22 protein-coding genes are annotated in these 22394 nt (G+C 53.8%); 12 read left to right on the top strand and 10 right to left on the bottom strand.

Annotated features, from left to right (window positions below; genetic code table 11):
- Positions 1-2 precede the first annotated feature (2 nt).
- From ypdF to ptsP, 3 genes are read left to right on the top strand one after another with little or no spacing between them, the layout of a single operon-like run.
- On the top strand, positions 3-1088 hold the full coding sequence (gene ypdF, locus EoCCA6_RS18140) for an aminopeptidase (RefSeq protein ID WP_152083834.1): 1086 nt from the start codon (positions 3-5) through the stop codon (positions 1086-1088).
- Positions 1088-2128, top strand: a complete 1041-nt coding sequence (gene ypdE / locus EoCCA6_RS18135; RefSeq protein ID WP_152083833.1) for an aminopeptidase — start codon at positions 1088-1090, stop codon at positions 2126-2128. The genes ypdF and ypdE overlap by 1 nt, the downstream gene beginning before the upstream one ends.
- 21 nt (positions 2129-2149) lie before the next feature.
- Positions 2150-4645: a phosphoenolpyruvate--protein phosphotransferase gene (ptsP, locus tag EoCCA6_RS18130; protein WP_152083832.1), complete on the top strand. Its 2496-nt coding sequence runs from the start codon at positions 2150-2152 to the stop codon at positions 4643-4645.
- Between the two features lie 3 nt (positions 4646-4648).
- On the opposite strand, the gene EoCCA6_RS18125 is transcribed toward ptsP, so the two are convergent.
- Together EoCCA6_RS18125 and EoCCA6_RS18120 are read right to left on the bottom strand one after the other, a co-directional pair.
- Positions 4649-5503: a helix-turn-helix transcriptional regulator gene (locus EoCCA6_RS18125; protein ID WP_232623264.1), complete on the bottom strand. Its 855-nt coding sequence runs from the start codon at positions 5501-5503 to the stop codon at positions 4649-4651.
- 1 nt (position 5504) lies between these two features.
- Positions 5505-6125 (bottom strand): flavin reductase family protein, encoded by a 621-nt coding sequence (locus tag EoCCA6_RS18120; protein WP_152083830.1) that lies wholly within the window; start codon positions 6123-6125, stop codon positions 5505-5507.
- 302 nt (positions 6126-6427) lie between these two features.
- On the opposite strand from EoCCA6_RS18120, the gene rnk reads away from it, so the two are divergent.
- Positions 6428-6838, top strand: coding sequence for a nucleoside diphosphate kinase regulator (gene rnk / locus EoCCA6_RS18115; protein ID WP_152083829.1), 411 nt, complete (start codon positions 6428-6430; stop codon positions 6836-6838).
- Between the two features lie 139 nt (positions 6839-6977).
- Entirely contained in the window at positions 6978-7067 is a 90-nt protein-coding gene (gene yldA, locus EoCCA6_RS21715) for a small membrane protein YldA (protein ID WP_275938378.1), read from the top strand.
- An 8-nt stretch (positions 7068-7075) separates the two neighbouring features.
- Here the strand turns inward: yldA and EoCCA6_RS18110 are convergent, their stop codons facing one another.
- Positions 7076-8314, bottom strand: coding sequence for a zinc-dependent alcohol dehydrogenase (locus EoCCA6_RS18110; protein ID WP_152083828.1), 1239 nt, complete (start codon positions 8312-8314; stop codon positions 7076-7078).
- 181 nt (positions 8315-8495) lie between these two features.
- Between EoCCA6_RS18110 and uspG the strand changes: the two genes are divergently transcribed.
- Positions 8496-8924, top strand: coding sequence for a universal stress protein UspG (uspG, locus tag EoCCA6_RS18105; RefSeq protein WP_152083827.1), 429 nt, complete (start codon positions 8496-8498; stop codon positions 8922-8924).
- Between the two features lie 43 nt (positions 8925-8967).
- Here the strand turns inward: uspG and EoCCA6_RS18100 are convergent, their stop codons facing one another.
- From EoCCA6_RS18100 to ahpC, 6 genes are all read right to left on the bottom strand, one after another.
- Complete coding sequence (locus EoCCA6_RS18100) at positions 8968-9735, bottom strand: dimethyl sulfoxide reductase anchor subunit family protein (protein WP_152083826.1); 768 nt, start codon at positions 9733-9735, stop codon at positions 8968-8970.
- Positions 9735-10292 carry a 4Fe-4S dicluster domain-containing protein gene (locus EoCCA6_RS18095; protein ID WP_152083825.1) on the bottom strand — a complete coding sequence of 186 codons (558 nt, stop codon included), beginning with the start codon at positions 10290-10292 and terminating at the stop codon, positions 9735-9737. Before EoCCA6_RS18095 ends, EoCCA6_RS18100 begins: the two co-directional genes overlap by 1 nt.
- Complete coding sequence (locus EoCCA6_RS18090) at positions 10289-12565, bottom strand: molybdopterin-dependent oxidoreductase (protein WP_152083824.1); 2277 nt, start codon at positions 12563-12565, stop codon at positions 10289-10291. The genes EoCCA6_RS18095 and EoCCA6_RS18090 overlap by 4 nt, the downstream gene beginning before the upstream one ends.
- Complete coding sequence (locus EoCCA6_RS18085) at positions 12562-13137, bottom strand: TorD/DmsD family molecular chaperone (RefSeq protein WP_152083823.1); 576 nt, start codon at positions 13135-13137, stop codon at positions 12562-12564. The genes EoCCA6_RS18090 and EoCCA6_RS18085 overlap by 4 nt, the downstream gene beginning before the upstream one ends.
- A 181-nt stretch (positions 13138-13318) precedes the next feature.
- Positions 13319-14884, bottom strand: coding sequence for an alkyl hydroperoxide reductase subunit F (gene ahpF, locus EoCCA6_RS18080; RefSeq protein ID WP_152083822.1), 1566 nt, complete (start codon positions 14882-14884; stop codon positions 13319-13321).
- Positions 14885-15071: 187 nt separating this feature from the next.
- Positions 15072-15635, bottom strand: a complete 564-nt coding sequence (ahpC, locus tag EoCCA6_RS18075; protein WP_008501015.1) for an alkyl hydroperoxide reductase subunit C — start codon at positions 15633-15635, stop codon at positions 15072-15074.
- A gap of 688 nt (positions 15636-16323) precedes the next feature.
- Between ahpC and citR the strand changes: the two genes are divergently transcribed.
- The 3 genes from citR (at position 16324) to EoCCA6_RS18060 (ending at position 19221) form a co-directional block, all read left to right on the top strand.
- On the top strand, positions 16324-17223 hold the full coding sequence (gene citR / locus EoCCA6_RS18070) for a DNA-binding transcriptional repressor CitR (protein WP_152083821.1): 900 nt from the start codon (positions 16324-16326) through the stop codon (positions 17221-17223).
- A 163-nt stretch (positions 17224-17386) separates the two neighbouring features.
- Positions 17387-18610, top strand: coding sequence for a phosphoadenosine phosphosulfate reductase (locus tag EoCCA6_RS18065; protein ID WP_152083820.1), 1224 nt, complete (start codon positions 17387-17389; stop codon positions 18608-18610).
- Positions 18595-19221, top strand: coding sequence for an IbrB-like domain-containing protein (locus tag EoCCA6_RS18060; protein WP_152083819.1), 627 nt, complete (start codon positions 18595-18597; stop codon positions 19219-19221). The genes EoCCA6_RS18065 and EoCCA6_RS18060 overlap by 16 nt, the downstream gene beginning before the upstream one ends.
- Here the strand turns inward: EoCCA6_RS18060 and EoCCA6_RS18055 are convergent, their stop codons facing one another.
- Complete coding sequence (locus tag EoCCA6_RS18055; RefSeq protein ID WP_152083818.1) at positions 19222-20382, bottom strand: pyridoxal phosphate-dependent aminotransferase; 1161 nt, start codon at positions 20380-20382, stop codon at positions 19222-19224.
- A gap of 126 nt (positions 20383-20508) precedes the next feature.
- On the opposite strand from EoCCA6_RS18055, the gene EoCCA6_RS18050 reads away from it, so the two are divergent.
- The 3 genes from EoCCA6_RS18050 to EoCCA6_RS18040 are packed head-to-tail and all read left to right on the top strand — an operon-like array spanning position 20509 to position 22348.
- On the top strand, positions 20509-21123 hold the full coding sequence (locus EoCCA6_RS18050) for a methylthioribulose 1-phosphate dehydratase (RefSeq protein WP_152083817.1): 615 nt from the start codon (positions 20509-20511) through the stop codon (positions 21121-21123).
- Positions 21120-21809 carry an acireductone synthase gene (gene mtnC, locus EoCCA6_RS18045; protein ID WP_152083816.1) on the top strand — a complete coding sequence of 230 codons (690 nt, stop codon included), beginning with the start codon at positions 21120-21122 and terminating at the stop codon, positions 21807-21809. The genes EoCCA6_RS18050 and mtnC overlap by 4 nt, the downstream gene beginning before the upstream one ends.
- Complete coding sequence (locus EoCCA6_RS18040) at positions 21806-22348, top strand: 1,2-dihydroxy-3-keto-5-methylthiopentene dioxygenase (protein ID WP_152083815.1); 543 nt, start codon at positions 21806-21808, stop codon at positions 22346-22348. The genes mtnC and EoCCA6_RS18040 overlap by 4 nt, the downstream gene beginning before the upstream one ends.
- The last annotated feature ends 46 nt before the right edge of the window (positions 22349-22394 follow it).

Genomic DNA, 22394 nt, shown 5'->3' with positions numbered 1-22394 from the left:
AAATGGATTTACTGACAACGCTTCGTGGCTGGCTGGCAGATGAAAACCTGGATGGCGTACTGATCGCGTCACGTCAGAACAAACAGCCGCATCTGGGCATTTCCACCGGTTCGGGCTACGTGCTGGTGACGCGGACGTCCGCGCATATTCTGGTGGATTTTCGTTATTACAACGATATTGCAGCACGTGCTACCAACTACCAGATGCATCTGCTCAGTGCTGAAAACCCGTTTACTCAAACGGTAAACCGACTGATTGCCGACGAGCAGCTCGCCACGCTGGGCTTTGAGGGCGAACATGTGAGCTGGCAAACCGGCACGCAGTGGCGCGAAACGCTGAACACGACGCTGCGCAGTATCTCCCTTGATCCATTGCGTCAGATAAAAACCGCGGACGACATCGCCCGCATCCGCGCGGCCTGCCAGATTGCCGACAGAGCCGCGCAGCATATCCGCCATTTTATTCGGCCTGGCCTGCGTGAGCGCGAGGTCGCCGCCGAGCTGGAATGGTTTATGAAACAACAGGGGGCGGAAAAACCCTCATTCGATACTATCGTCGCCAGCGGACCACGCGGCGCACTGCCGCATGGAAAAGCCTCTGACAAGGTCATCATGCCGGGAGAGATGGTCACGCTTGATTTTGGCGCTCAACACCAGGGATTTTGCTCGGACATGACGAGGACCTTCCTTGTCGCCGGGCACGACCAAAAGCCAGAAGACCATCCTTTATATCCGGTTTACCAGATTGTACTGGAAGCACAACGGGCGGCGATCGGTGCCATACGTCCTGGCATTCCCTGCAATCAGGTGGATGCCGCCGCCCGGACGGTGATTGCCCGCGCGGGCTACGGCCCGCAGTTCGGTCACAATACCGGCCATGCTATTGGTATTGATGTCCATGAAAATCCACGCTTTTCCCCCACCGATACGACTCTGCTGCAGCCCGGTATGCTGCTGACCGTTGAGCCGGGGATCTACCTTGAAGGGCTGGGCGGCGTGCGAATCGAGGACGTAATACTGGTGACAGAAACGGGGGCTGAGGTGCTTTACACCATGGACAAAACGCTGCTGACGACGGGAGAAAACTGATGGACAGAGAATTACTCCGCGCGCTGAGCGAGGCCGACGCCATTGCGGCGTCGGAGCAGGAGGTGCGTAACATCCTGATCAACGAAGCGCACAAGTACAATAAAGACGTGCAATTTGATGGCCTCGGCTCCGTGCTCATCCGCGTCAATCAGCATAATGGCCCCAGGGTGATGGTCTGTGCCCATATGGACGAAGTCGGATTTATGGTGCGCAGCATCTCGCGTGAAGGGGCGATTGACGTCCTGCCGATTGGCAACGTGCGCATGATGGCTCGCACGTTGCAGCCGGTGCGCATTACCACACGTGACGGGCAAAAAATCCCCGGTCTGCTGGATGGCGAGGTAAAAGGCGACGCCGTTGAAAACCTGCGCGTCGACATCGGTGCTGCCTCGGCGGAAGAGGTGCTCGCGGCGGGCATCGACGCGGGCGACCGCGTGACGTTCGATACGCCCTTTCACTCCCTTCCCCACAACCGCGTGATGGGCAAGGCCTTTGACGATCGTCTTGGCTGTTATCTGCTGCTCACCCTGCTGCGTGAACTGCATAAAGCTCCGCTCGAATGCGAGTTGTGGCTGGTCGCCAGCTCCAGCGAAGAAGTGGGCCTGCGCGGTGGACAGACTACCGCCCGAACCATCAATCCCGACATCGCGCTGGTGCTTGATACCGCCTGCTGGTCAAAAAACTTTGATTATGGCAGCGCGAATCATCGGCAGATCGGCGCGGGGCCGATGCTGGTGCTCTGTGACAAAACGCTTATCGCCCCGCCGAAACTGACCGCGTTCATTGAAAAAGTGGCCCGCCCGCTGGGTATTCCGCTGCAAAAAGACATGTTCAGCAATGGCGGCACCGATGGGGGGGCGATCCACCTCTCCGGCACAGGTGTCCCCACGGTGGTGCTTGGTCCTCCCACCCGACACGGACATTGTGCGGCGTCGATTGCCGATGAGAAGGATATCGACCAGACCCACCAACTGCTTGTCGCCCTGGCGGCGTGTTTGAATCGTGAGACCGTGGCTCATCTGACGGACTTCAGGTGCTGATCTCACGCGTAAGGAGAAAGTATGCTTTCGATTGAATTTTTCTGCCCGCTCCCTAACGGGCTTCACGCTCGTCCGGCCTGGGCGCTCAAAGAGCAGTGCAGCGCATGGCGTAGCGACATTCGTTTTATCAATAACCGGCTGAATACCCTGGCAGATGCCAAAAGCTCGCTGGCGCTGATCAGCACAGGCACGCTGTTTAACGACAGCTGTACGCTTGAAATTAGCGGCAGTGATGAAGAGCAGGCCAGACGCGTCCTGGAGCAGTATCTCAACACGACGTTCATCGACAGTGACAGCATTCCGTCCGGCGATGCGCCGCACATCGCGCATCCCCTCCCCCGGTCGCTTCTGCGGCTTAATCCGCAGTTACAGCACGCCATCACTCTGTCCAGTGGCATCGGCACCGGCACGTTGCGGGGCTGGCAGAGCGATAACCTCCAGCGTTATTGCCAGAATCCGGCCACGCCGGAAGATATCACCCGGCTGGAACACAGCCTTGCCACGCTGGCGGAGCAGCTTAACCAGCGTCTGCGCGGACTGGACGGGGAAAGCAAAACCATTATCAGCGCCCATTTGTCACTGATTCAGGACGACGAATTTGGCGGCAACATCCGTCGGCTGATCGTCGAGGAGCGGCTCAGCCTTGCAGAAGCCATCATTCGCAATATGGCGCAGATCTGCGACAAACTTTCGCTTTCCGCCAGCGACTACCTGCGCGAGCGGGTCAGCGATATCCGCGATATTAGCGAGCAGTTGTTGAGCATCACCTGGCCTGAGCTTCAGCAGACCTCGGCATTCACTCTGGACGCCCCCACCATTCTTGTGGCAGAAGATTTAACCCCAAGCCAGTTTTTAAGCCTTGATACCCGCCACCTGAAAGGGATGGTTCTGGAGAAAACAGGCCGCACGTCTCACACGTTGATCCTGGCCCGTGCCGCGTCGATTCCGGTGCTGAGTGGTTTAACAGTCAACTCGCTGACGCCGTTTGCGGGTAAAGAGGTGATTCTGGACGGTGTCTGCAGCGTACTGGTTATGGAGCCTGATGAAGCAGTCAATCACTATTACAGCGTGGCACAGCGCCTTGCTGACAAACGCCACCAGCAGCAGATTAAAGACGCAGCGTTACCGGCGCTGACCCGAGATAACGTTCCGGTGGATATCGCCGCCAACATCGGCAGCGCGCTGGAAGCACCAGGTGCATTTGCCTGTGGGGCTCAGGGCATTGGCCTGTTTCGTACCGAAATGCTCTACATGGATCGCGATAGCGCGCCGGATGAGCAGGAACAGTTTGAAGCCTACCAGCAGGTATTGCTCTCTGCCGAAGGCAAACCGGTGATCTTCCGCACGATGGACATTGGCGGCGATAAACAGATCCCCTGGCTCAACATTCCGCAGGAAGAGAACCCTTTCCTCGGGTATCGGGCGGTACGTATTTACCCTGAATTTGCCCCCCTCTTCCGCACGCAGCTACGCGCCATTTTACGAGCCGGTGCCAACGGTAATGCACTGCTGATGATCCCGATGGTCCACAGTCTCGATCAAATTCTGTGGGTGAAACAGGAGCTGCAAAGCGTTCGTGCCGAGCTGACGTCACAAGGGTTACGCCATACCGGGCACCTGCCGCTGGGCATTATGGTTGAAGTACCTTCGGTCTGCTTTATCATCGACCATTTCTGTGATGAGGTGGATTTTTTCAGTATTGGTTCAAATGATATGACCCAGTACCTTTACGCGGTCGACCGTAATAACCCACGGGTTTCTCCGCTTTACAATCCGATCACTCCGTCGTTTTTACGCATGGTGCGCCAGATAACGGCAACGGCGCATCGCCACGGTAAATGGGTAGGCATTTGCGGCGAACTCGGTGGCGAACATCGATATCTGCCCCTGTTGTTAGGGCTGGGCATTGATGAGTTCAGCATGAGCGGGCCGCGCATACCGGCTGTAAAAACCCAGCTCCGCCAGCTTGAAAGCGATGCTTGTCAGGCGCTGGCTGACAAAGCCTGCAACTGCCGTAGCGCGGAGGAGATAGAAACGCTGTTAACTGATTTCACACCCGAAGAGCCTGCGCGCCCGCTGCTGGCGCTGGAAACCATCGTTTTCAATGAACCGCTCTCCTCAAAAGAGCAGGTGCTTCAGTTCCTGTGCGGCAACCTGGCGATTCAGGGGCGGACTGAGAACCCGCTCGAACTGGAAGAGGATTTATGGCAACGCGAAGAGATTGTCACCACTGCTGTCGGGTTCGGCGTCGCCATTCCACATACTAAATCTCAGTGGATACGCCACTCCAGCATCAGCATTGCGCGTCTGGAAACGCCGATCGACTGGGAGTCGGACATGGGAGAGGTGGAGCTGGTGATCATGCTGACGCTCGGCGCGCAGGAGGGGAACAATCACGTGAAAGTCTTCTCCCAGCTGGCGCGAAAGCTGGTCAACAAAGCGTTCCGTGAATCGCTGTTTGCCGCAGATTCGCCACAACAACTTCTTGATCTGCTAAATGCCGAGATCACCTTCTGATCGCTACTGAAAACGCGCGCGATACTCCCCCGGCGTCAGGCCAAACTGACGCCGAAACAGTCGGCTGAAATAGTCGCTGTCAGGATAACCACAACGCTTCGCCACTTCCCCCACCGGCAGGTGGTATTTCTGCAGAATAGTACGCGCTTTTCCCATTCGCACCCAGCGAACATAATCCACAAAGCTCATGGTGCCCTGCTGCGAAAACAGGCGCGACAGATGGTTCGGGGAAATATTAAACAGCGCAGCAACGCTCTCACGCGAGACGGGTGACGCGTAATGCATTTGCACCCACTGACAGACGCTTTGATAGAGAAAATCCCCTCTCGACAGCCCCGGTTCAGGCAGCATCGAGGCCACCTTTCGACACCAGTGCAACAGGCTGAGCACCAGTGGCTGAATGATAGCCTGATCCTGTGGCGACGCGCTCAGATACGTGAGCGCCATCAACATTGCTGCGCATTCCCCTCTTTCCGGATGTGGCAGTTCCACTTTGCGCTGCGGAGCAACGGGCTTCCCGCTACGGGCATCCTGAAACACCAGCCCAAGCCAGGACGGAGCAAAGGTGATACTGAGCAGCATCACCGGCTTTTCAAACATCGGCACATTGGCCGCATGGGCAGGAATAAACACCATTTCGCCCTGGCGGATCGCCTTTTGTTCCGGGATAAGCGAGTTGCCATACTCACCGCGCAACACCACGTCGAGCCGCGGCCATTCAACCTTCACGCTTCCCGTGGGGATTGAGGCCGGAGAATGGGCAAACCAGACCCGCCCCAGTTGCTGTTGATTAAGCACCAGCCCGCTGAACAGGTCGGCAAAAAACTGTTGATCGGCAGGCAAGGTGTTGTCGAGCATATTACCCCCTGCGCGCATCCGGCCGTACCAGATCAAAGCGATGTGTATCGCTGATGGAATAGTAGGCCGTTGGCCCGCCTGCACGCAGTACAGGCTGTGCTTTCGCGGTCTGGTAAATGCCCTCTTCCAGTAGCCGTTCAGCGATATGAATGCCAACAACCTCTCCGAGTACCAGCCAGGTGTCAACCGGCGTTCCATCTGCCCCCGTCAGTTGAATACATTGCGACAGGCGGCATTCAAAGTTCACCGGACTTTCCGCCACCCGAGGCGCTTTCACAAGCTGGCTCGCAGCAGGGGTCAGCCCTGCAAAGGCAAATTCATCTTCACCGTGGGGAAGCGTGGCAGAGGTCTCATTCATCGCCTCTGCCAAATCGCGCGTCGCCAGGTTCCAGACAAACTCCCCCGTCTCGACAATGTTACGCACGCTGTCTTTCCAGCCATTACTGGAAAAACCGATAATCGGCGGACGGTAGTTGAAGCAGTTAAAGAAGCTATACGGCGCGAGATTCAGCTGACCGGCCTTATCGCAAGAAGCGATCCAGCCGATAGGACGTGGGCCAATAATGGCATTCAGCGGGTCATGCGGCAGGCCGTGCCCCTGAGATGGTTGATAAAAGTACATGTTGCTCTCTCACTGGTGGGGCAGATACGAATGACGCTTCGCTCATCGCCCTGGTTCAGGACGATCAGCGTAACGCAATCCGTCAGAAATCAGGAACGAATAAAAAAGGATAATGCAGATTGGCGAAGGATCACGTTTTTAGCCAAAAATTCATATGACCTGTGAATGTGACGTTCATCACTTCAAACTTGTGTGCTCAGCCAGTATCATCGGGAGAGTTAAACCCTCGCTGCCAGACGGCGAGGGTTTTCTTTTGGATTGGTTTCTGCGTTACACGCAGCATTAACGACATGGAGTAATAAATGTCCAGACCCACAATTATCATTAATGAACTCGACGCAGAACGTATCGACAGACTTCTGGAAAAGCCAGAATTCGCCTCACTTCCGGTGGCCGACGCGCTGAATGAGGAGCTTGACCGGGCGCAGATGTGTACGCCTGAGTCAATGCCACATGATGTGGTAACCATGAACAGCCAGGTCAAATTCCGCAACCTGACAACGGGCGAAGAGTTGACCCGGACGCTGGTCTACCCGGCGCAGATGACCGACAGCAGCAGCCAGCTTTCCGTTCTGGCACCTGTCGGCGCTGCACTGCTTGGATTGCGTACCGGCGACACCATCCACTGGGAATTACCCGGCGGGGCCTCTGCCCATCTTGAAGTGCTGGCGCTTCTCTACCAGCCAGAAGCGGCCGGTGATTACCTGCGTTAATCCCATCTGAACAAGCGCCTGTTCGCTTTGCACAGAGGATGCTGATGCATCCTCTTTCCGCGATTTCACCTGATTTTCCTATATCGCGAAAAATCGGCGTCATCCACGCTTAATCTGTTTTAATGCCGTGGGAACCCTCATGAGTGATATAGTGTATATCACGCTGTTTTTTCTCATCTTTATGGCGATCCTCGTCACGGCAGTCCTTTATCTTGAACGCCACTGGTAAGCGCCCCCTCACACAACGCCACCCGGAAACGCATTCACCAGGCCTTTTACCTTCTGCTGTGCCGCTTCGGGCGTGTCCGCGCCGGGCACAAGGATCACCTTGCGGCACTCCTCTTCCCGCTTTTCAAAGATCGCGTAGGCGCGCTCTGCGTCCTCAAGCGGCAGGTAATGCGTAACGATCTCTTCCGGCGTAAGCAGACCTTGTTCAATCAGCGGCAACAGTTCCCCCAGCCATGCATGAACGTGGGTCTGCCCCATCTTAAAGCTCAGTCCTTTATCGAATGCATCGCCAAACAGGAAGCCATGAATAAACCCGGCATAGACGCCCGGCACGCTTACAACACCGCCACGTCTGACGGCAGCAATACACTGGCGCAGCGCTTTACCGCTGCTGCCCTCAATTTTAAGATTGCTCAGAATGGTTTCCGTGGTGCTGCCTTTTGCCTCAAACCCGACGGCATCAATAACCGCATCCACGCCACGCTGTCCGGCTGTCTGCTCAATGATTTTTTCTGCCGCATCGTTATCATCATCAAAGTTAATGGGGATCGCGCCATATCGCTCCTGCGCAAACCGCAGCCGGTATGGATGATGGTCAATGACAAAGATCTGTTCTGCCCCTAACAGGCGTGCGCAGGCGATGGTCAGTAAGCCTACTGGTCCCGCCCCAAACACGGCCACGCTTGAGCCTTTTTCGATCTGCGCATTTTTGGCCGCCTGCCAGGCGGTAGGTAAAATATCAGACAGGAAAAGCGCCTTATCATCTGATAGCAGTTGCGGCACTTTGAAAGGCCCGACGTTGCCTTTTGGCACGCGGACATATTCCGCCTGCCCGCCGGGCACCCCGCCGTAAAGATGGCTGTAACCAAACAACGCAGCCGGAGCCGGGATCTGCTTTTTGTTCAGCGCCGCGCCCTGCCCGGCGTTGGTTTTTTCACAAGCGGCATATTGTTGCAGTCGGCAAAAGAAGCAGTCACCGCAGGCAATGACAAAAGGGATCACCACGCGGTCCCCTTTCTGCAAATCCTTCACCTCCTTTCCGCTCTCCACCACTTCGCCCATGAATTCATGACCAAAAATATCGCCATGCTGAACCTTAGGGATCTTTCCGCGATAGAGATGCAAATCGGAGCCGCAGATCGCCGTTGCCGTCACCCGCAGGATGATATCGTCAGGCTGTTCAATGACAGGATCAGGGACATTATCGACACGAACATGGTGCGGACCGTGGTACGTAAGTGCTTTCATACGACCTCCGAAGGGATGTGGATACGTTTATAAAAGGGTAGCTACCTCTGAAGGTCTGCCCTGAAATAGGGGCGTTTTGAGATTTATCCTGGCGAAATAAAAAAGTGCCGCAGCGGTTACAGAAACCCCTGTTATTTTGTGTTTGAATGATTTCAGCGTTTATAAACAAGGAGAAACGGGTATGTATAAGACAATCATTATGCCGGTTGATGTTTTCGAGATGGCGCTGAGCGATAAGGCCGTTCGCCACGCGGAGTTCCTTGCTCAGCAGGACGGGATTATTCATCTTTTACACGTTTTACCAGGCTCCGCCAGTTTGAGTCTCCACCGTTTTGCCGCCGATGTGCGTCGCTTCGAAGAGCATCTGCAGCACGAAGCCGAAACGCGTTTACAGACCATGGTTGAACACTTCAGCATCGACCCTTCACGTATCAAAACCCATGTCAGATTCGGCAGCGTGCGTGATGCCGTTAACGAACTGGCGGGGGAACTGAAAGCGGACGTGGTGGTGATCGGTTCACGTAATCCATCCATTACGACACACCTGCTGGGATCGAACGCATCCAGTGTGATCCGCCACACCCATATTCCGGTGATGGTGGTCAGGTAATCAGTCACCCACAAAAAACCCCGCCTTAGCGGGGTTTTTCTTATCAGTACAGATGACCAATATTGACGATTGTGCTGATCGTATCGCCGAAGAAGGTCAGACGACTGAGCGCCACACCCACCAGCAGGATCACGAACACGGCCTTCTGCATCGGCTGGCGCGTCAGCGTTAATACGCATCCAATGGCACAGCACAGCAGGCTTCCCAGGTAGAGGGGTGAACTTAGCCATGCCTGAGCGGTCATTTTCATGATCGTGCCACCGCTCAGCCAGATAAGTGGAGCGGCAATCAGTAGCGCCATCAAAACCACAACACCTGAACGCAGCGCAGCGCCGGAGGATTTCAGCCCAAGCAGCGGCGTGGCTGCACAGCCCATAACCCAGACGGTGGCGAAGAACAGAATCATGGTGATGCCATTCGCTATAGCCTGCATCGCAGGGGCTGCATAGGTCATCCCCTGCACCACCACCAGCAGAACCCCAAACAAGGAGGCCAGCAGCGCAGCGCCTTTATTCCCTTTGGTCAGGAAGGCCAGCCCAATCGTGCCGCCATAAAGCGTCGCGCCCAGGATTTCACGGCTCAGCCAGGCGTGCTTCAGGTTGATCAGCGCATTGTAGGCGTGCTCCGGGTGCGCCAGATGCAGTATCGCCGCAACAGACGCCACGCCCAGGATCAGGCCCGTAATCAGCCAGTAGAGACGATTTCCCTGAATCTCACCGCGCAGCGTGCGCCAGGTCAGCAGCAGCGTCATGCCGACGGACATCTGGCTCAGCACGGTAAAAATAACGAGTGGCAGTTCGTACTTTTCCATTATTTATCCCCCGGCTGTTTTGGCTGACGCGCAAGAATAAAGCGAGTGCCCGGATTCAACTGCGGCATTTTCGGGAAGCCCGGCGGATATTGCACCGCATTGTTTGGCAGCGGATCGGCATCCAGGTCGATAATCGTCAGCGCACCTACCGGACAGGCGTTGACGCAGGCAGGTGCCATCCCCACATCCAGACGCTCATAACACATGCTGCATTTTTCAGCCTTTTGCGTCTCTTCGTTAAAGCGCGGTGCGCCATACGGGCAGTTACGGATACAGTTTTTACAGCCAATGCAGCGTTCCGGGTTATGTACCACCACACCATCATCGCGTTTGGTGTAGGCTTCCACCGGACAGGCCGCCAGACAAGCCGGATTTTCGCAGTGGTTACAGGCCAGCGAGAAGAACGCACGCTCCTCATGCGGGTAAATCTCTTTATCCAGCGGATAGACATAACGCCAGAAACGATCCGGCTCCAGCTGGTTAAAGCTCTTACAGGCCATTGCGCATCCACGGCAGCCGATGCACTTATCACTGTTCACTAAAAATGCGCGTCTCATGCTTCAACTCCTTCATTCGCAATGAGGACAATGTCGACAAACTGACTGTGGATTGCAGCACCCGGCGCACCGGTCGCCATTTTGCCCATATCCGCTGGCGTATCTTTCACCACGTTCTGCACGTTGTACTTCAGCTTGTTAAACCAGGATTCATACATCACCAGGAAATCTTCCGGCACGTTGGTGGTGATTTTTGCGCGCAGCTCCACGTCACCGGCATCGTTAAATACCCGCACTTTCGCCAGCTCGCGAATGCCCTTCTTCGCCGCCGCCACCGGGTGGATATAAACAAATGGTTCTGGCCAGAACACCTGCATCCAGTCGAGGTTCACGAACTGGGAGTGAAGACCATACTGAAGGTGCGGCGTAAAGAGATGGAACGGCAGTTCTCCCTCGGCGGCGGGTTTATATTCCGGCAACGCTTTGTGGCCGTTCTCTTCACACCGTGAGGAGAGGAATTCGTACTTACCTGACGGCGTTTTGAATTTGCGATCGTGCCAGGCTGCGGTGCTGACCATTTTGGCTTTCGCCGGGCCGTCGAGCAGTTCGTCCCATGAGCGGATACCAAACTGCTTCGCCATACCGTCGTTGAACTCAAGATCCAGCCATTTTTTCTGGTCAATCTCTTGCGGGAAAGTACAGGAACCCGGTTCCAGTTTGTTGATGGTGCGGGAGAGCAGTACGGCAATATCGAGATCGCTCTTGCACTCGTACATTGGCTTGATCGCCGGTTCGTTTATCGAGAGCCAGTAGTGCCAGTACGACGATGAGAGATCCCAGTGCTCAAAGGTGGTGGTCACCGGCAGTACGATGTCCGCGTGTTGTACCGTCTCGTTAAAGAACTGATCGACACACACCACCATCTCCAGCTTGCTGAAGGCCTTTTCCATTTTGTTACGGTCGAAGTCCTGTGCGAACGGGTTCTTACAGGCGACCCACAGCATACGGATTGGCGGATCGTTAGCGTCCAGAATGCTCTGCGCGGTCTGGTTCAGGTTCAGCGCACGGTCGGCGTACTGGCGCTTTTCGCCGCTGTCGCTGACGAACTCGCCCACCGGGCCACCCGCCCCCTCCATGCCCACAGATCCCTCAGGTGGCTTCTGCGTCATCGCGTGATAGTTGTAGCCCCAGGTCTGCAAGTGACCGTAGCGAGCGCCGCCCCCTTCCACACCGATGTTGCCGGTCATGGCGACAAATGCATCAATTGCGCGCACATTCGCGCCACCGTTAACGTGGCGCTGCATGCCATAACCAATCCAGACGGTGGCAGGCTTCACGGCGGTAAATTCTTCTGCCAGTTGACGAATCACATCGGCGGAAAGACCACAGATCTCAGACGCCCACTCCACCGTAATGTTATTACGCAGATATTGCTCAAACTCCGGGTAACCGTGAGCAAAGTTGTTTACAAAATCCTGATCGACGCGGCCAATATCCAGCAAATGGCGCGCCATGCCCAGCGCCAGCGCACCGTCAGAACCTGGGCGAACGCGCAGATAGAGATCGGCTTTTGCGGCAGTTTGCGAGAACAGTGGGTCAATCACCACCACCTTCGCCCCTTTCTCACGCGCCTGGTAGATGTACTTCATGGAGTGCATGGAGCACCACGCCGGGTTCGCCCCCCAGAGAATGATGTATTTGGCTTTCACCATGTCTTCCGGGTCGTTACACCACATGTCACCCATGTCGTAATGCTGTGCGTCGATCCCCGCAGGCCAGCATGGCGTACCCGCAAAGCGCGTGGTGTAGCCCAGAGAGGACATCATCCCCTCAACGGCATAACTCATTACGCCGAGGTTACCGGAGTATTTCGACAGCGCGAGACCAAGCATGGAACCGTCTTTCTTTTTGATCTCCAGCATCTTGCTGGCTATCTTCTGCATGGCTTCATCCCACGAGACGCGACGCCATTTGCCGCTGCCACGTCCATCCTGAATCATCGGGTACTTGATACGATCCGGGGAGTAAACGCGACGCGGATAGGTCAGCCCTTTCACGCAAGGCGCGCCGTGGGTGTAGGTCGATTCGCTAGCCCCGTCAACGAAGGTGATAACGTCATCTTTCACCCAGGTCTTTAAGCTGCAGGTGTCGTAGCAGTTACGCGGACAGGCGTTACGGAAAATTTTGTAGGTTTTTGGGTTAAACGGAATGGGCGGTTGCGCCAGCGCGCAGCGGGAGGAGAGTAATCCACCCGGTAACGCGGCAACTGCACCCAACGCAATCAGACCTTTTAAAAAGGAGCGTCTGTTCAGTTGTCCAGTATCATTGCTCATAATATTACTCTCGCTTTTAATTCATCAAACCAATTAGTCAATAGCAATGCGATATGTTTAATTGCAGATGTTTTCGCGTTATTGTTTATTTTCTCGATAAATGCGGGCAGCCATAATTCAAGATGGCCACATACAAATCGGTTAAGCGCATCGTGGTACTGCGGTGATTTCCGGGCACAGGCGGAGAGCATCACGACCAGTTCCAGCTCAAAACTGATATGGTCATCCGGAATACGGTTTTCTTCGCTGACGAAAAGCCCAACACTGTGCAAAAACTCACGGACGCCAAGGGTTGTGGCCCCCATCAACAGCGGCTCATCGTCAAGGTAAACCGAGGCATAAGGTGCAGCCAGGGGTGCCATCGGGCCCAGAAACAGCGCGCTGAAGTCATACTCCATATCCAGCCAGGCAGCCTCAAGCCACTTTCCACTCTCCGGGCATAACTGGCCTGTTGCGCGTTGTCGCGAGGTCATTTCTTCCGCATTAAAAAAATCGCGAAAGGCTAATCCCGTTAATTCAAATGATGACAATGCGTCATATATTGAAGCTGTAAATACATTTGTATCATTCATATAAAATATAAATAATTATCTGCGAAAAAAAATCTGGCAGATATTATCAGCACATGCATTTATTTCTTTGATCAAAGCAGGCAGTCACTTTCGGAAGAGAAAGAATCGAGAGTAAAATAAGCGTAAAAAAAAGCCGCCCCATGATGAGGCGGCTGTGCAGGTGTAGTCTTACTTTCTTTTATTATGCTGTTTTGGTGCGAATCAGATAATCAAACGAACTCAGCGATGCTTTCGCCCCCTCACCGGTGGCAATGATGATCTGTTTGTATGGAACGGTGGTGCAGTCACCCGCCGCAAACACACCTTTCACGCTGGTTTCGCATTTGGCGTCAATGATGATTTCGCCCATACGGTTGCGCTCGATCGCGCCTTCCAGCCAGGTGGTGTTTGGCAGCAGACCAATCTGAACGAAAATTCCCGCCAGCGCCACGCTGTGAACATCGCCACTCACGCGGTCACGGTATTCCAGACCCGTCACTTTGCTGCCGTCGCCCTTCACTTCCGTCGTCTGCGCATTCAACACGATGTCGACGTTTTTCAGGCTACGGACTTTATCCTGCAGCACCTGGTCCGCTTTCATTTCAGGGGCGAACTCCAGCAGGGTAACGTGTTCAACAATACCCGCCAGGTCGATAGCCGCTTCCACACCGGAGTTACCACCGCCGATGACCGCCACACGTTTGCCTTTGAACAGCGGGCCGTCGCAGTGCGGGCAGTAGGTCACGCCTTTGGTTCGATACTGATCTTCACCCGGCACGTTCATATTGCGCCATTTAGCACCGGTGGCAATGATAATGCTGCGTGCTTTCAGCACCGCGCCAGACGCGGTTTCAATCTGGTGTAAACCACCTTCTACCGCGGCAGGAACCAGCTTGCTGGCACTCTGGCTGTCAATGACATCCACATCGTAATCGCTGACGTGCGCCTTCAGTGCGCCCGCCAGTTTCTGGCCTTCGGTTTTCGGCACGGAAATGTAGTTTTCGATATCCACGGTATCCAGTACCTGACCACCAAAGCGTTCGCCCATCAGACCGGTACGAATCCCTTTACGGGCAGAATACACTGCAGCCGCTGCGCCCGCCGGGCCGGAACCCACAATCAGCACATCATAGGCATCGCGTTTGTTCAGCGCTTCTGCCGCACGTTTTTCCGCGCCAGTATCCACTTTTGCCACGATTTCGGTCAGCGTCATACGCCCCTGGCCGAACTCCTGACCGTTCATATAGACCGCCGGAACCCCCATCACGTTGCGATCGGTGATTTCGTTCTGGAACGTGCCACCGTCAATCGCCGTGTGTTTAATGCGCGGGTTCAGCACCGACATCAGGTTCAGCGCCTGCACCACGTCCGGGCAGTTGTGGCAGGAGAGTGAGTAATAGGTTTCAAACTCAAAATCACCGTCGATATCGCGGATCTGCTCCAGCAATTCCTGCGCCTCTTTTGACGGATGACCACCGGTCCACAGCAGGGCCAGCACCAGTGATGTAAATTCATGCCCCAGCGGAGAACCCGCGAAGCGTGGCCCCTGGTCAGAACCAGGATTGGTGATCAGGAAGGATGGCTTACGCACTGGCAGCGCGTTATCTTCTTTGAAGGTCACCTTCGGTGACAGCTCGGCGATCTCTGCCAGCAGTTCCTTGATTTCTGCCGATTTCGCGCTGTCGTCCAGCGTGGCAATCAGCTCAACAGGTTTGGTCAGTTTCTCAAGGTAGGCCTTGAGCTGGGTTTTCATGTTTGTGTCGAGCATTGTTCTTCCCTCTCTAAAAACGTCATCATGCAAGCTGCCTTATACGGGCGGCCTGAATGCAACTTGCATCATGGTGCTGGAATGAAATGGGCGCGGGTGCGCCCATTGATTGCCGGGTGGCACTTCGTTTACCCGACCTACGATACTGTAGGCCTGTGCAAGCGCAGCGCCGCCAGGCTTTACAGACTTAGATCTTGCCAACCAGGTCCAGAGATGGAGCCAGAGTCGCTTCGCCTTCTTTCCATTTCGCCGGGCAGACTTCGCCTGGGTGAGAAGCAACATACTGAGCGGCTTTCACTTTGCGCAGCAGGTCAGAAGCATCACGGCCGATACCTTCAGCGGTAACTTCGATAGCCTGGATAATACCCTGCGGGTCAACAACGAAGGTGGCGCGGTCGGCCAGGCCTTCATCTTCACGCATATTGTCGAAGTTACGGGTCAGGGCGCCAGTCGGGTCGCCGATCATCGCGTATTTGATTTTCGCAATGGTTTCAGAGCTGCTGTGCCACGCTTTGTGGGTGAAATGGGTGTCGGTAGACACAGAGTAAACGTCTACGCCCAGTTTCTGCAGTTCATCGTAGTGATCTGCCACGTCGCCCAGTTCAGTCGGGCAAACAAAGGTGAAGTCAGCCGGATAGAAGAAGAAGACGCTCCAGCGGCCTTCGGTATCTTTCTCGGTGACTTCGATGAATTCACCGTTTTTGAACGCCTGGTTTTTGAAAGGTTTAATTTTGGTGTTAATCAAAGACATCTGTACTTCCTCCGTGTTTTCGTTGAGATGTAAGGTAACCAACTTTGCTCGTCGGGGCTAATGTGTTTGCTGTATCAAATCAATCAGCCATACCTAACAACTTAAACAAGACAGCATGGTGAACCTTGTGAAGAGGCCCCTAAAGTAAAAAGGCCGCCTCACCGGGCGGCCCTGATACCTGAACTCCCCGCAGGTACATTCAGTGCCAGCCGAAGCTGGCGTTGCGTTGCGCTCTACATACCTTTATATCAAGGTCGTAACAGCGCATTGATTACAACACTGGTGAAAGCTCAGGGCAATCCATCCTGCAGGCGTTCCTGCCTATGGCTGTGATAGGTTTTGTCGAATATACTTTCCTTTTACCGATAAATTATTTTCACCCCCATTAATGAGAATGAATAGCAACAAACTCCGGAAAGGTATCCTGGGATATAATTTGAAATAATAATATCTCAAGCAAATGTATTCATCATAATTAGTAGATGCGAAAAACATATAAATTTTCAAAGATAAAAATATCTTAAAGACCCATGAAGTTCTATTTCATTTATCCAGCGTCATGATATATTAAGCTGGTATTCAAAGCAGTTTAAGTAAGTTAACTACACGGATTGTAAATGGTTAGCTTCGAACTATAGTTATCAATTATGAGATAACCACCATAAACACAGCTCACTCAGGATGAAGTATGGCAAACCTCTATGACCTTAAAAAATTTGATCTCAATCTGCTGGTTATTTTTGAATGCATTTACCAGCATCTCAGCATCAGCAGAGCAGCAGAAACGCTCTATATCACTCCGTCAGCGGTTAGCCAGTCCTTGCAGCGTCTGCGTACACAACTCAATGACCCGCTGTTTATACGCTCAGGTAAGGGAATCACACCAACAACAGTGGGTGCGAACTTACACCAACATCTGGAAAAAAATCTCAATCAGTTAGAGCAAACCATTAACATTATGAATGGTTCAGAGCTTAAGAAAAGTTTTGTTATCTACTGTCCGCAGATCATCATCCAGGGGCGCTTGTCCGGACTGCTGGAACATTTACTGACAGAAGAAAACTATCAGGTAGATCAATACGATGTGGTACTGGCACCCGAAACCGCTGAAGATTTACTGGCCTACCGTAAAGCGGATCTGATTGTTACCCTCGCCCCCATCAATAACCGCTCGGTGATTTGTCGTCCGTACTTCAAGTTCCCTGTGCTTTTAGTCGCCCGTAATGAGCACTCCCGCCTTAACGATCACATCACTTATGAAGGGCTGGTTGAGGAGAAATTCGCCCAACTCCGTAGCCAGGAAAATGGCATAAAAGAGTATCGTGCGCAGACTGAGCTTCTCTTCCCGGAGAGGAACATTGCCTTTCGCGGCGACTCATTTATTTCCATACTAAATATTATTAGTACGACTGATTTAATAGGAACTGTACCTGCCCCGATTTTTGAACAATATAAAAAAGTATTAAATCTGAAGAGTATAACCATGCCGTTTGAATTACCCGACATGGATGCCTATATGCTGTACAACCGCTCTGCACTGAACAGCCACGTGTTTTCTCACTTCATTGATAAAATAGACGAAGAATAAATTCCGGGTGTTGCTTAAATGTTGAACATCGCATTTAAGCAACACCGCAGCTATTAGAGTCAGGAATGATTTATCGTTTTAATCTTCAAGCAATTACGTTACTATCAATCTCTATTTGGAGTAAAAAAGATTCCGGACATTCATCCTCAAGAAGAGATTGAACATGTCACTCTATAAATATCCCCTTTCCTGTAATGTGCTTGAAGCCGCGCAAGAGCGAATCGAATGGACACTCGCGAATTTCTCTCGCGTCTGCGTTTCCTTTTCCGGGGGCAAAGATTCCACCATTATGTTGCATCTCACCGCGCAACGGGCACGTGCGCAACATAAAAAGTTCAGCGTACTGTTTATTGACTGGGAAGCACAATTTTCCTGTACCATTGAGCACGTCAATAAAATGTACGCACAATATCAGGACGTGATTGACCACTTTTATTGGGTTGCACTGCCGCTCACCACGCAAAATTCGCTTTCACAATACCAGCCTGAATGGCAATGCTGGGAACCTGGCAAAACATGGGTTCGTCAACCACCTGAATGGGCGATTACCGTTACTGATTACTTTGATTTCTACCAGCCCGGCATGACATTCGAAGCATTTGTACGTTCATTCTCAGACTGGTTTGCGCAGAAGCGTCCCGCCGCAGTCATGATCGGTATCCGTGCCGATGAATCCTACAATCGTTTTCTCACTATCGCGAATGAACGCAAACAGCGTTTTGCCGACGATAAACCCTGGACGACCGTCGCACCAGGCGGGCATGCCTGGTACATCTATCCAATGTACGACTGGAAAACGGCCGATATCTGGACATGGTTCGCCAGGAGTGGCTGTTGCTATAACCCTCTCTACGACCTGATGTATCAGGCGGGCGTTCCGCCGCGCTATATGCGCATCTGTGAACCGTTTGGCCCGGAGCAGCGTCAGGGATTATGGCTCTATCACGTGGTAGAGCCAGAACGCTGGGCGGCCATGTGCGAAAGGGTCAGCGGCGTGCGCAGCGGAGGGATATACGCGGGTCACAATAACCACTTCTACGGACACCGCAAACTTCTTAAGCCCGATCATCTTTGCTGGCAAGAATACGCGATGTTCTTACTCGACAGCATGCCGCAGCAAACGGCGGAACATTACCGCAATAAAATTGCGATCTATCTGCACTGGTATCAAAAAAGAGGGATGGCCGACATCCCGGAGACCCAGGAAGGCGATATCGGCTCCAGAGATATTCCCTCCTGGAGGCGCATATGTAAGGTACTTCTTAATAATGACTACTGGTGCCGCGCGCTCTCTTTTAGCCCCACTAAACCAAAACATTACCAGCGCTACAGTGAACGAATGAAGACCAAACGACAGGAGTGGGGGCTCTTATGCAACAACGATTGATAAAAGAAATAAATAGCTATCTCGGATCGCTCTCTGAAAATGAGCGAATTGAAGCCATCAACACTTTTCGTCAGGCTATTCATGAAAACAGCCCTTTTCGGGAACAGCCTGTCGACTGCGTACTCTGGATTAAGCAGGACGATATCATTGCCAACGACTACAACCCCAATAATGTCGCCCCGCCGGAAAAACGGCTGCTCAGCAAGTCGCTTGAGCTGGATGGTTTCACGCAGCCCATTGTAGTGACCGAAAACGAACCACAACATTATGAAATTGTTGATGGTTTTCATCGCCACGAAATTGGTTCAAACCGCGCCGTGTTAAAGCGTCAGCTTAAAGGATATTTGCCGGTTACCTGCCTGCGCAAGGAACGTCAGCAAAAGGTCGACAGGATGGCCGCCACGATTCGCCACAACCGCGCGCGTGGTCGACACCAGATTAACGCCATGTCGGAAATCGTGCGTGAGCTGGTGTTACTCGGCTGGGATAACGAGAAAATTGGCAAGGAGCTTGGCATGGACAGCGACGAAGTGCTGCGACTTAAGCAAATCAACGGCCTGCTGGAGCTGTTTGCAAACCGTCGTTATTCAGAAGCCTGGACAGTGAAGTAATCAGAGTAAATTCAGTCGCTCTGCCGCCGCCAGTAGCGTCGATTCCTGTTTCGCAAAACAAAGGCGAATCAGCTTATGCGGGAAAGGATCGGCGCAGAACACAGACAGCGGTATAGCGGCCACACCGATCTCTTTTGTCAGCCACTGGCAGAAACTCACATCATCCAGGTCCGAAATCGCACTGTAGTCCGCCAGCAGGAAGTACGTGCCTTCACAGGGCAAAATCTCCAGACGGCTCTGGCTCAGGGCATCCACAAACAGATCGCGACGAGCCCGGTAAAACGCAGGCAATTCACGATAGTGCTCCGGCTCGGCGCGCAGCATATCCGCCAGCGCCAGTTGGGCAGGCGTATTCACCGCAAACGTCAGGTATTGATGCACCTTACGCAGTTCCGCGCTTATCGTCGCGGGAGCCACGCAATAACCCACTTTCCAGCCAGTCATATGGTAGGTTTTGCCAAACGACGAAACGGCTATGGCGCGCTCGCGTAGCTGCGGATGTGCCAGCACGCTCACATGCCCCTCTTCGGCAAAACAGATATGCTCATAGACTTCATCACTCAGCACATAGATTTCACGATCGGCAATGGCCTGCCACAGGGCAGCGAAATCCACGTTTTGCCACACGGTTGCGGATGGATTGTGTGGCGTGTTGAGGATCACCAGGCGGGTTTTGTCGCTCAGCAGCGCAGAAAACGCCTGCCAGTCCGGGCGGAAATGCGGTGGCTGCAGCGCCACACGCTTCACCACACCGCCGGAAAGTTCAATTGCAGGTGCGTAGCTGTCGTAGCTTGGGTCGAAGCAGATCACTTCATCACCCGTGCGCACCAGCGCAGTAATCGCCGCATACAGCGCCTCGGTCGCACCAGCCGTTACCGTAATGTCGCTGTTCGCGTCTGGCTTATAGCCATATAACTCCGCCGTTTTATCCGCAATAGCTTCCCGCAGCGCCTGCACGCCCGTCATCGGCGCATACTGGTTCGCCCCCTGCGCGACGTGATACGCAAGACGTTCCTGCAAATATGTCGGGCCATCAAAATCCGGAAACCCCTGCGAGAGGTTAATGGCATTGTGCTGCTGCGCCAGGGCACTCATCTGCGTAAAGATGGTGGTGCCGAGGTTGGGAAGTTTACTTTGCGGAATCAATGCGTTGTTGCTCATTGTGTTGTGCCTGCTTGTAATACTTATGTTGCTGACACTATAACACGATGTTAGTCTTTGGCAATCAAGACGCTTAGACGTCTAAACCATATCAATATTCCTGCCTGACCGGGAGGGCAAAAGGAAATGACAGACAACCTGCAACTCACACACCTGATCGACGCCTGCCGCTGGATTGGCGCTAAAGGATGGGCCCCGGCCACCGGCGGCAATATGTCGGTGCGTCAGGACGAACACCTCTGCTGGCTCAGTGAATCCGGCAAGGATAAAGGCAGCCTCACAACCAATGATTTTCTGCAGGTGGAGATCGCCACCAACCGCGCGCCGTCTGGCCGCAAACCATCGGCCGAAACGGGCCTGCATACGTTGATCTATCGCCTGTTTCCGGAAGCCAATGCCGTCCTGCACGTTCACACCGTCAACGCCACGGTGTTATCCCGTCTGGTCAAAGAAGCCGAACTGAAAATTAGCGGCTTCGAGATGCAGAAATCCCTCGCCGGGCAGACCACGCATCTGGATACGGTCGCCATCCCGGTGTTTGATAACGACCAGGATATCGATGCCCTCGCCTCGCGCATCGCCCATTACGCGCAGGAACGGCCGCTTAATTATGGTTTTCTTCTGCGCGGTCATGGCTTAACCTGCTGGGGACGCGATGTGGCAGAAGCCCGCCGTCACCTGGAAGGGTTAGAATTCTTATTTGAATGCGAAATGCGTTTACGACAACTGGAGAGAGTATGATTCGCGCAATTGTGACGGATATTGAAGGGACGACCAGCGATATCCGTTTTGTCCATGATGTTTTGTTCCCTTACGCGCGTGAGCGACTGGCGGCCTTTGTGACCGCCCAGCAGTACGCCGAGCCGGTCAAATCAATCCTGGACAACCTGCGCGATGAAACTGGCAATCCCCACGCCAGCATCAATGCGCTTATCGACACGCTGTTCGCCTTTATGGATGAGGACCGCAAATCGACCGCGCTGAAAGCCCTGCAGGGCATCATCTGGCAGGATGGCTACGTCAACGGCGACTTTACCGGCCATCTTTACCCGGACGTCCTGCCTGCGCTGGAAAAATGGAAGGCACAAGGCATTGATCTCTATGTTTATTCCTCTGGCTCCGTTGCTGCGCAGAAACTGTTATTTGGCTACAGCGACGAAGGTGATATTACTCATCTGTTCAGCGGTTATTTTGATACGCACATCGGTGCCAAGCGCGAGGTGCACTCTTATCAGAACATTGCGGCACACACGGGCATTGCCCCGTCGCAGATCCTGTTCCTGTCGGATGTTCATCAGGAGCTGGACGCCGCTGAGCAGGCAGGTTTTCGCACCCTGCAGCTGATTCGTGGTGATGAAGATGGCACCAGCCACCATCATCAGGTCCACCAGTTCGACGAGATTAACCCGGAGCAGATCCCTTCATGAGCGCATTAACCATTTATTCCGACAAAGACGCCAGCCAGCCACAGTGGCACAGCACCGACGCCGCCGAGATCGCCCAACAGCTCAATGCCAAAGGGGTGCGTTTTGAACGCTGGGCGGCGGATCGTGATTTAGGCCACGATCCCGCACCTGAAGCGGTGATCGAGGCTTATCAGCATGCGATCGACAAACTGGTGGCGGAGAAAGGCTATCAGAGCTGGGACGTGATCAGCCTGCGCGCCGACAATCCGCAGAAAGAGGCGCTGCGCGCGAAATTTCTGAACGAGCACACCCACGGCGAAGATGAAGTCCGTTTCTTCGTTGAGGGGGCGGGACTGTTTTGCCTGCATATTGGCGATGAGGTGTATCAGGTTCTGTGCGAGAAAAACGACCTGATCTCTGTGCCCGCAGGCACGCCGCACTGGTTTGACATGGGTTCAGAGCCGAACTTTACGGCGATTCGTATTTTCGATAACCCGGAAGGCTGGATTGCACAGTTTACCGGGGATGCGATTGCGGATGCGTATCCGAGGCTGGCATGATGTTTTCTCCCTCTCCCACAGGGAGAGGGACGGAGCGAGGGGAACG

Origin of the sequence: Enterobacter oligotrophicus (genome assembly GCF_009176645.1) — a bacterium.
Taxonomy (GTDB): Bacteria; Pseudomonadota; Gammaproteobacteria; order Enterobacterales; family Enterobacteriaceae; genus Enterobacter; species Enterobacter oligotrophicus.
The sequence above is the reverse complement of the archived record's forward strand: the minus strand, read 5'-3'. Positions and strand labels throughout refer to the sequence as shown.